Source organism: Xenorhabdus griffiniae (assembly GCF_015163655.1).
Lineage (GTDB): Bacteria > Pseudomonadota > Gammaproteobacteria > Enterobacterales > Enterobacteriaceae > Xenorhabdus > Xenorhabdus griffiniae.
The window spans coordinates 1-8690 of the sequence record NZ_JADEUF010000137.1; the positions used below are offsets into that span (position 1 = coordinate 1).

Consider the following 8690-nt stretch of genomic DNA (forward strand, 5'->3'; position numbering starts at 1 on the left):
GTGACTGCCGTATCTGTAATCCATGTTGCACCTCCAGTACAACACAGTATTGCAGCTAAAGCTGACCGACTAAAGTCGGTGGTTTTAACCTTTCATATGGAAGAATAAAATGTATACGTAGCCAGTAATAATTTGTATTAACTGGTTTTTTGATATGGATTTATTCATTGAGTAGGTGACCTAAGCCCGCATAAATACTGGGTTGTTGTTATTCAATATTTTCGGGTGGTATACGGCAAAACGAGGTGTTCACTTATTCTCATAAAAAGTAAGTTGTGATTATGTCTTACAGCTTAGCTCAACACGGTCTACCAATTCACGCAAATGTTGCGCCAACTGGTCAATAGTTTTCTCACCCGTGGCAGCCTCTACTGTTAAATTTTCCAGTGTATTGTCGCTATCACGGATCTTGATACCGTTGCGGTAAAGAAAAATCATGGTAACGAAAAATGCGGTGCGCTTATTACCATCATTAAAGATATGACCGCGAGCAATAGCAACCCAGTAGGTGGCTGCAAGTTCAAAGATATCTGTTACACCTTCATAATGGGTACGGTTTTGTACCCGATAGATAAGCGCTTCAGCTCTGCCAGAATCGGGCATCCCAGCAACGCCGGGAAGCTGCTGCAATATACGGTCATGAAAAGCGATAACTTCCTGCGCGCTGACCCATATCATCGGTTTGTCAGAGCCTCTACTGTATGTCCATGACGCTGCATAATCGAATCAAACTCTGCATCCAGTTTGGCATTCTGGTATGCCTCGAATTCTGCTTTACTGATAACGACTGCTGAACTGCCATCCCGACGAGTAATCTCAACAGGCTCGCCGTGGGTAGCTGCATCCAACACTTCTGAAATATTGGCTCGTGCTTGGGTTGAGGTGTATGTACGCATAATATATCTCCAGGATATGTACATGTGAATTGTACATAATTTGGGTGTTTATTCAACAATAGTGATCTCGGCATAGCTCACCTTTAATCGTGGCTTTTTTACATACTCATATAACGCAACCAATCGCCCGTTAAGCTACGCAGATATAATTTTGCGGCTTGATGGGTTCATTTAGATCATGTCACCACATCACGCCCACGCCACGTAATTCCCACGAAATAAACGTAAACCTCACGTAGAACGGACTACACCGCACCCGCCTGCACGTTTTCGATCAAAAAGTTTTTTCAGTTTTAAAATTCTACAAACCAAATCACCAGACCGTGCCAATATTGACTGTGTGAGGAAAATCTCAAACTGAAATGAGTGAAAAGAATTTCAGTTTCTTATCCAGTTGCACTCTCGTATGTTGATTATATTTATTTGAAATAAAATGATTTTTATATTTTGCGTGAGATTTTTACTTGAGAGGAAACCTAACATAAAAACTGAAAAACCAGTCTTCATGCGGGATAGGAGGAAATATAAACTGAAATTGTGTGAAAAATTTATTTTCACTGTTAGCGTTCTGCACCAGACAGTTGTACCAACTTACTAGGACGTATCCACGCACTGATCTCTTTGTCTGTAAGTTTAGGCATTTGTGCAATTCTCAATGTAAAGAAAGTAGGGTGTACCCAAAATGGTTTTTTAATGTGCTATGGGTACACGCCAATCATGCACTACTGTGATTAGTTCAGCAATGCTCTGATAGTAAAAAAGCCAGCTATAACAACGTATATACTGGCTTGATGAAATATTGTGATTTGCTAAGAAACGTTACTCAATATTCTGAATCTGATTGTTTTTTTGTTTTATGGTACAAATTTTGGTGCGTGATGATTAAAACTCATCTTCATCAGTAAAATCTATGCCATAACATCGTGCTATGTCAGGTGAAAGATCATATATTTCTTCGGGAGTTAGATTGCATATTTTTTCAAGAATTTTCTCGGATGATAAAACGGGTGTTTTTTCTCCACGAGGAAATAATTTTGACAGGTATTGTCCTGCAGCTATCCAGTCGAAGTTACGATTAATACTGGCAATAAGCGAGTTACATGTGCGTTTGTTGATTTTTTCATTATCTACTTGATGTTTTCCTGCGACATAACGTATGGCTGATTGGGCAATGGAAGTAAATTCTTTTGCACTTAGACCCGATGATGAAATTCGCTCTGCTGTCTTTTCGTTAAGAGTGAAATCGATAGCCCAATTATCTTTTACGTTATTTAAATAATATTCCATTGCACTATAGAAATATCCTATTGATATCTCCTTCCAAACATTTAGAGATGCTTCAAACCGATCATCCCTCCGTTCAATTTCTTCTAGTAGGATTTTGAGGGCTATTTTTTTTGTGTCACTAACGCCTATAATGTTCGTATGGAATTTATAATTGGAAACAATAGTGTCGAAATCACTTAAATATTTATCTGGAATGCTATTGAAAGTTATTTGAGGGATTTTAACAATCCCCTTTAGAGCTAGTAATTTAAATGCCCTTATGGTGAGGGATTCTGAAGGGTAAATGTATTTTCCTGCACGTTTAAGCTCTTTTAGCCCCCAATCATCTCCGCATCCATCAAGGAAGGCACATAAAGTTATTAGATCAACAGTGTCAATTTCATCAATATCTTCTGGAGGTACGTTCTCCGGGTTTAGTGGATGGTTAACTTTTGCTTGAGATTTTTCTATCACTGATTCAATGCTTTCTTTTATTTCATTATATTTTTCTTTATCTTCAATATAATCGAGCCAAAATTCAGCTTCATCTATATCTGCAATCCGTATTGCCGCCAAAGCAGTATTCCATGCCAGAGTCGTTAAATAATGCGTCGTGCTAACAGGTAAGCTCTCGGCATCTAGGTATTGTCTGGCAGCTTCGATGGCACCAATGGCGTCATTGTTTTTTAATCTAAAATAGGAGACGAAGAATAGTAAGCTTTCGCATGCATTTTCACTTACCCTATTGAAGATAAATGTCGTTAACTTTTCTAATGTAGTTAAGTTTGAACTATCATCAATTAAAATTCTATGGGTAAAATCATAAAATATCATCAGGTTGGTGTCTGAAACCTTGTCGATATCTACCTGGGGAAAGTCTGCAATGATGTTTGCTGATTTACCCATGAGGCAGTTAAAATAAGGCTGTATTTGTTGTTTTGTGCCAGATAAAATGAAAGAGGTTATTAATTGAATGTATGGATGAATATTTGTAGTGGTTATTTTTCTCGAGGATAATATTTTTTTTGTGTTTTCTGAAAACTCGGGTTTTAAATGACCACTTAATACACCATTAATTAATTCAGATGGACTATCATCAGTGAACATTAGTAAGTTTATAATTGATTGTCGTTCTAGTTGGAACTGCTTTTCCTCTCTAGCAATTATCGCCTTACAGAAGTAGTAATCAGCATCGAAGTTCTTTGTAATTTCTGCATTTATTGTTAATTTATTGCAATAACTAATGAAATTATCGATAGTCTGAATGTGATGGCTTGTGTTTTTATTGATTGCTGCAATCCTATTGTTTCTTTTTTTAGACTTCCTGTTGTTCTGCTTTTTCATTTGAATTGCTCGTTAATTGTTCGTTTTTGCGATTGTACTTCGTCATGAAAGGCGTATCAAGAGAGCACTTAGTTGATATTTTTAAGAGTTTTGAGTTTTTGGGATACCTCTTTAGGAAAGAAGTGATCGCTTTCGCCGATCAATACACCATTATTGATCTGCTGAACCCATTGGACGACATCGCAGTTATTCCAGAGACGTTAATGGTGAGCGGCAATGGCTGATCGATAAAAGCCAGTTTCTGCGGTAGTTGAAATGCCTGACCAGTATATGCGCGAGGTGATGCCCTTACTCCAGCGAGGATGGCTCACGACCAACGCGAAAGCTTATGGTGAATGTAGTCAAGACGTTGCACTCTTGCCAGAGCGCATTTTTGCGGGGATACAGGAGCTAGAAATTGATGATTAACACAACTTATATCCCAGTTTCCCACTTTTCCCAGTTAATTTTCGGAGGACAATATAATGAGTGAACAAATCTTCGTATTGCCTAGTGAATAAATCCGTACTCAAGTGCTCAGTCAATCAGGTCAGTGTGAGCGACTGGTCAGAGAGCATGACCGTAAGATGATCACCGGCGTCAGTCGCACTCAGTGGTGGACGATGGAACGGCAAGGCTTAGTCCCCAAACGAGTCAAGCTGAGCACCCATTGTGTGGCCTGGCGGCTTTCAGATCTGCTGTGGTGGATTGAGCAGCGAAAATCCGCTTGAACAAAGTTAGGGCCCCGTCCCGTGTGCGGCAGGGCCTTTTGTTATCAGTATTTCTTCAAGTCGATGGTAAGCTTCTGCATGTTTCTCTGGGTTCATTTTGGCTAGGTTTTGCAGTTTCCAACGAACTGCGGGTAACTGGTCGATGTCTGAAAACTCCATGAGAGTCCAATCGGGCATACGATTTTTGAAAGACAGTAAAAATGCTCGCTCCTGGGGCGTCAAAGAAGTGTTGATGAGCCTTACCAACTGTTCCCGGGCTGCTTCAAGATCTGCTTGGGGAATGTCCTGATCTGCCATGTTCAAAAACTCCCCTTCGTAAACACCCGAAATGTCTTTAAAGTTTGGTCTGAGCAGCTCGGCAATAGGGCGTGGATGGCTAATAATATAAACCAGCAGGGCTTTGCGAAGCTTATCGGTGAGCCCCTCGTGATCAAGCAGTTGCTTGACGTCGAAAAGATCTCGTGGGTGTTGGCGATCCAGTGCTGCACAGATTTTCCCTGCGTACAAATCGGCAAAACTCACCACGGGCATCTCGGCAAAGCCAAACTCATCTTCAACGGCTTCACTTACCGGCATGACTTTGGGTTCGTAAACCGTGCCGCGTAGTACTGGGGAGAGTTCAATTTTGATTTGAACGTCGTCTCGCTCGACCAATAAACGCAGGGCATTCGCTTTATCCTGGAAAGCTCGAATAACCTGAGTACTGTCGATGCTGGCCGTGATTGTGGAAGCCAATATATCTAGGTTGTTCTTGATGGTCTGTAGGGCTTCATGCCGTTCCATCATGGGCAGAAAAACCAAGTCGATATCGACCGAAAGCCGAGGAAAGTTACGAACGAACAAATTAATGGCCGTTCCACCTTTGAGGGCGAAACAGTCGTGCCTGGCAACAAAAGGAATAATCCGTAGTAGTAGCTGCACTTGTCGGTAGTAGTGGCTTTGTCTGTTCATGTTATTTACATCTCTTTCGGCACAGTGATCTGCCAGGTTGGCTCCAGCTTGCCACCTTTAGCGATCAGTCGTTTACCAGTTCCCAACGCATACTGATCCGGTGTCAGGTGCTTGAGCCAGGCGTGTTGGTGTCTTCCTGCTAGCCAGAGAAAGAGTCGTTTTGCTTTGATACTGCTACAGGCTTTCAGCAAGGCATCCAGTTTGCGGGGCGAGAGGTTGTGCAGTCCTTGCATAAGCTGGTCGGCATGTTCAAAGCTCATAGTGTTGGGCACCGCTGTCAAGAGCTCCAAAATGGCTTTTTCTGGACAGGAATAGTGGAGTGGGGGGAGCGATACCTGCCAATTGTCTTGCCGGAGGTACTTAACGTCTTGCATCAGTATCTCGGGCCACAGGCGGTGCGTTCCGTGCCACTCAAATTGTGCCGGAGCATCGATTCTGCCCAGCCATCGAGGGAGCGTGGCATCGGAATAGATGTGAATCCTTGGTTTGCTTCCTTTGGGCAGGTAATGACCAAGTCCTTCCAGCTCTAATGCGGTCAAACCTCCAACATGGACGGGTGCATCGGACATTCGTTGCAATGAGGCAACGATTCCTTTCCAGGACAGCCTTGCTTCCTGCCTGGTGTAAACACCGGCTACGAGAGGGATTAGCGTTTGGCTGCGCACCGCATTGTCCAGAAAGTGCAGGTTGAGCCCTTGTGCCTCCAGCCATGATTTGGTGGCTACCATATCCAAGGGCAGCACCTTCTGTAGCTGCTGTCTGGCTTCAGTATTCAGCATGACGGGCCTCATTGTAGTTTGAAAAAAACAAAATATACGTTGATTATTGACGTGATTTAGAGTTTTTTCAAACTAATTAGTTTCTTTTAGTTTGTTAATTTGTAATTTCACGTCAATTAATGCCGTGAAAATTATTATTTACAAACCAGATCAAAATCGACAATCTTATTTGTCTCACTGCCATTAACAATAGGAGCTAGCCACTCACCTAGCTTTGAATAAACCGCCTTGCGCTCTTCAAAATAGGCATCCTTGTTATAGATACCATCAGTACGGTTACCAAGAATTTGGTTAAGGCATCGTTGAGCTATATTGTCATTACCCATTCGTGTTCTGGCGGTGCCCCTTAGGTCATCGGCCAGTGACTAGTCATCAACTTTACCGATAGTGTACTCACGCCGGAGCCTGGTCGTTGGAGTGGTATAGCGTAGCATCCAGTAGGCATCACCACGCTTGGGGGTCATCAAATACAAACCATCACCATCGGAGTGCCGGACGGATGATTTTTCCTTGATCAGTTTTTTGACCGTTTTGTCATGTAAATTGCCCATTTCTTGGCCTCAAAAAATTGGGGAAATACGTCTCGCTGAACAAACTATAGCGAGAAAATACTCCCCAATCGACGACCCATTACTACCCAAACGAATCTATTCATTGAGTAGAGGGCTTAAACCTGCATTAATACTGGATTTGTATTATTCAATATTTTCTAGGGGTACACCCTTGGGTACACGCTAAATCGGAGTGTGCAAGATTTAACATGCAGGCAAATAGTTCCTCAGTCACTGCATGAATGAAATTATCTCGTCAAAATCAAATCAACCACTGCTTTGGCGGAGTAAGGCCATCGGGTTAATCACGCGATGACCTTTAACATTAGGGGTTAGGGGTGAGCAATTTCTTTACGTGCTAATTCCGCCAGAAAAGCCGAACGGTTCTTATAGTGACCGTTTCGCTCAATATAGCGGTCTATCGCGGTTAACAAATTGCCAGGCATCGTCAGATTAAACTTGATGGCCTTAGATTCATATTTCGCAGGGTCTAGCTCAATCAGTGCAATCATTCCTCCATCTTCCGTTAAGCGGGGGTCATTGATGTACTCTGAGGGATCTTTCGGCGCGGGAACATACCCGCCTTGTTCCGTCAATACCTCCATATGCTGCCCGAATGCGCTTTCAGCATCACGGATAGTTTCTTCTAAAGTGTTGCCAGCGAAAAAGCAGCCGTCAGCATCAGGAAAGTAACCGTCAAAGCCCTCTTCTGTTTTAAAGATAAAGAGCGGATAAATCATAATATTACCTCGTCGTATGATGATGAGTAGCGCAGAGAAGGAGCGGTTAGACCGCTCCTTAATTATTACAACAACTTCAATCCTGAATTTTTCTGTGCCTGTCGAAGAATCCCCTTTGACGAATCTTTTCTCGGATGCGGTACGGTGATTATTTCTCTGACTCCCGTCTTGCCGCATCTTTACCCAACCGTCAGCCATTAGGCGTTTGATTAACTCTGTACTACTCATCAACCCTCCATTGCGTTAATGTATGGGTATAATACCTACAAACCCAAGCGTCGTCAATTATTTTGTGGGTATTATACCCATAATTATTGGCTAGTGTTCTCCCTCTTAACCTGTTATTTATTGCCCGCCCATAGAGCACAACCAGACGCATACAGAGCTATGTACAATAAAATTGACTACTCCACGGCTAATTTGGATCACGTTATTACATTGCATCTCATACTGCGTAATCCCCACGAAATAAACGTAAAACCCACGTAAAACGGACTACACCGCACCCGCCTGCACGTTTTGGATCAAAAAGTTTTTTCAGTTTTAAAATTCTACAAACCAAATCGCCAGACCGCACCAGTACTGGCTGTGTGAGGAAAATCTCAAACTGAAATAAGTGAAAAGAATTTCAGGAAATTTCAGTTTGTTATCCAGCCCCACTCTGGGGAGTTAATTGTATTTATTTGAAATAAAATGATTTTTCTATTTTACGTGAGATTTTTACTTGGCAGGAAACCCAACATAAAAACTAAAAAGTCAGTGTTTATGCGGGGTAGGAGGAAATGTAAACTGAAATTGTGTGAAAAATTTATTTTCACTGTTAGCGTTCTGCTCCAGACAATTATTGATGCTATTTCTCAGGTGATTACAACTTCAATATATGATTACTTGGATCTTGCACCAACTTACTAGGGCGTATCGAATGTGAAAAACTTAGGGTTAAAACGTATGTATGACCACATTCAACATCATTACAACAACAGTAAATCTCCGGTATGTTATCCAATCTTTCCACTTTGATTTTTTTGATTGTTGCCTGCTCACCGCACTCTGGGCAATAAACTTTTAATACTCTCATTGTCGATAACCCCCATATCATTGCCTGCCAGAATAAAGCCAATTTAATACATACCTTTCCACGCCCTGATCTCTTTATCTGTGAGTTTAGGCATTTGTGTAATTCTCAATGTAAAAAAGGAGGGGTGTACCCAAAATGATTTGTAGAATGTGCTATGGGTACACATTTGGGTACACGCTAATCATGCGCTACTGTGATTCGTTCTGCAATGCTCTGATAGTAAAAAAGCCAGCTATAACAACGTATATGCTGGCTTTTTGATATGTTGACGCGATGCTCAACTTTAACACCCAATAACGAGCGTTTGTTGAAGCCAGTCGCGTTGTTTTTTACCTTGTTTAAAGTTGGCAAAAATACCCAATGTGTGAGAAAGCA

12 protein-coding genes are annotated in these 8690 nt (G+C 41.8%); 3 read left to right on the forward strand and 9 right to left on the reverse strand.

Annotated elements, in window-relative coordinates; genetic code table 11:
- Positions 1-279: 279 nt before the first annotated feature.
- The 3 genes from IQ211_RS16670 to IQ211_RS16680 form a co-directional block, all read right to left on the reverse strand.
- Positions 280-678 carry a type II toxin-antitoxin system death-on-curing family toxin gene (locus IQ211_RS16670; protein ID WP_189761030.1) on the reverse strand — a complete coding sequence of 133 codons (399 nt, stop codon included), beginning with the start codon at positions 676-678 and terminating at the stop codon, positions 280-282.
- Positions 675-896: a type II toxin-antitoxin system Phd/YefM family antitoxin gene (locus tag IQ211_RS16675; protein WP_047962450.1), complete on the reverse strand. Its 222-nt coding sequence runs from the start codon at positions 894-896 to the stop codon at positions 675-677. Before IQ211_RS16675 ends, IQ211_RS16670 begins: the two co-directional genes overlap by 4 nt.
- Before the next feature lie 882 nt (positions 897-1778).
- Complete coding sequence (locus IQ211_RS16680) at positions 1779-3506, reverse strand: hypothetical protein (RefSeq protein WP_189761031.1); 1728 nt, start codon at positions 3504-3506, stop codon at positions 1779-1781.
- 44 nt (positions 3507-3550) lie between these two features.
- Between IQ211_RS16680 and IQ211_RS16685 the strand changes: the two genes are divergently transcribed.
- The 3 genes from IQ211_RS16685 (at position 3551) to IQ211_RS16695 (ending at position 4216) form a co-directional block, all read left to right on the forward strand.
- A complete protein-coding gene (locus IQ211_RS16685) occupies positions 3551-3730 on the forward strand; it encodes a hypothetical protein (RefSeq protein ID WP_189761032.1) in 180 nt (59 codons plus the stop codon).
- 31 nt (positions 3731-3761) lie between these two features.
- A complete protein-coding gene (locus IQ211_RS16690) occupies positions 3762-3914 on the forward strand; it encodes a hypothetical protein (protein WP_223281847.1) in 153 nt (50 codons plus the stop codon).
- A gap of 104 nt (positions 3915-4018) precedes the next feature.
- Positions 4019-4216 (forward strand): helix-turn-helix transcriptional regulator, encoded by a 198-nt coding sequence (locus IQ211_RS16695; protein WP_282885560.1) that lies wholly within the window; start codon positions 4019-4021, stop codon positions 4214-4216.
- Positions 4217-4222: 6 nt separating this feature from the next.
- Here IQ211_RS16695 and IQ211_RS16700 read toward each other — a convergent pair whose 3' ends face one another.
- The 6 genes from IQ211_RS16700 to IQ211_RS16720 form a co-directional block, all read right to left on the reverse strand.
- Entirely contained in the window at positions 4223-5167 is a 945-nt protein-coding gene (locus IQ211_RS16700; RefSeq protein WP_189761033.1) for a nucleotidyl transferase AbiEii/AbiGii toxin family protein, read from the reverse strand.
- Between the two features lie 5 nt (positions 5168-5172).
- A complete protein-coding gene (locus IQ211_RS16705) occupies positions 5173-5946 on the reverse strand; it encodes a type IV toxin-antitoxin system AbiEi family antitoxin (RefSeq protein WP_189761034.1) in 774 nt (257 codons plus the stop codon).
- Between the two features lie 134 nt (positions 5947-6080).
- Positions 6081-6272 carry a site-specific integrase gene (locus IQ211_RS19690; RefSeq protein ID WP_223281848.1) on the reverse strand — a complete coding sequence of 64 codons (192 nt, stop codon included), beginning with the start codon at positions 6270-6272 and terminating at the stop codon, positions 6081-6083.
- Between the two features lie 39 nt (positions 6273-6311).
- Positions 6312-6497 (reverse strand): Arm DNA-binding domain-containing protein, encoded by a 186-nt coding sequence (locus tag IQ211_RS19695; RefSeq protein ID WP_223281849.1) that lies wholly within the window; start codon positions 6495-6497, stop codon positions 6312-6314.
- A 332-nt stretch (positions 6498-6829) separates the two neighbouring features.
- Positions 6830-7237 carry a type II toxin-antitoxin system HicB family antitoxin gene (locus tag IQ211_RS16715; RefSeq protein WP_189761035.1) on the reverse strand — a complete coding sequence of 136 codons (408 nt, stop codon included), beginning with the start codon at positions 7235-7237 and terminating at the stop codon, positions 6830-6832.
- Positions 7238-8102: 865 nt separating this feature from the next.
- A complete protein-coding gene (locus IQ211_RS16720) occupies positions 8103-8336 on the reverse strand; it encodes an ogr/Delta-like zinc finger family protein (protein ID WP_317618145.1) in 234 nt (77 codons plus the stop codon).
- Between the last annotated feature and the right edge of the window lie 354 nt (positions 8337-8690).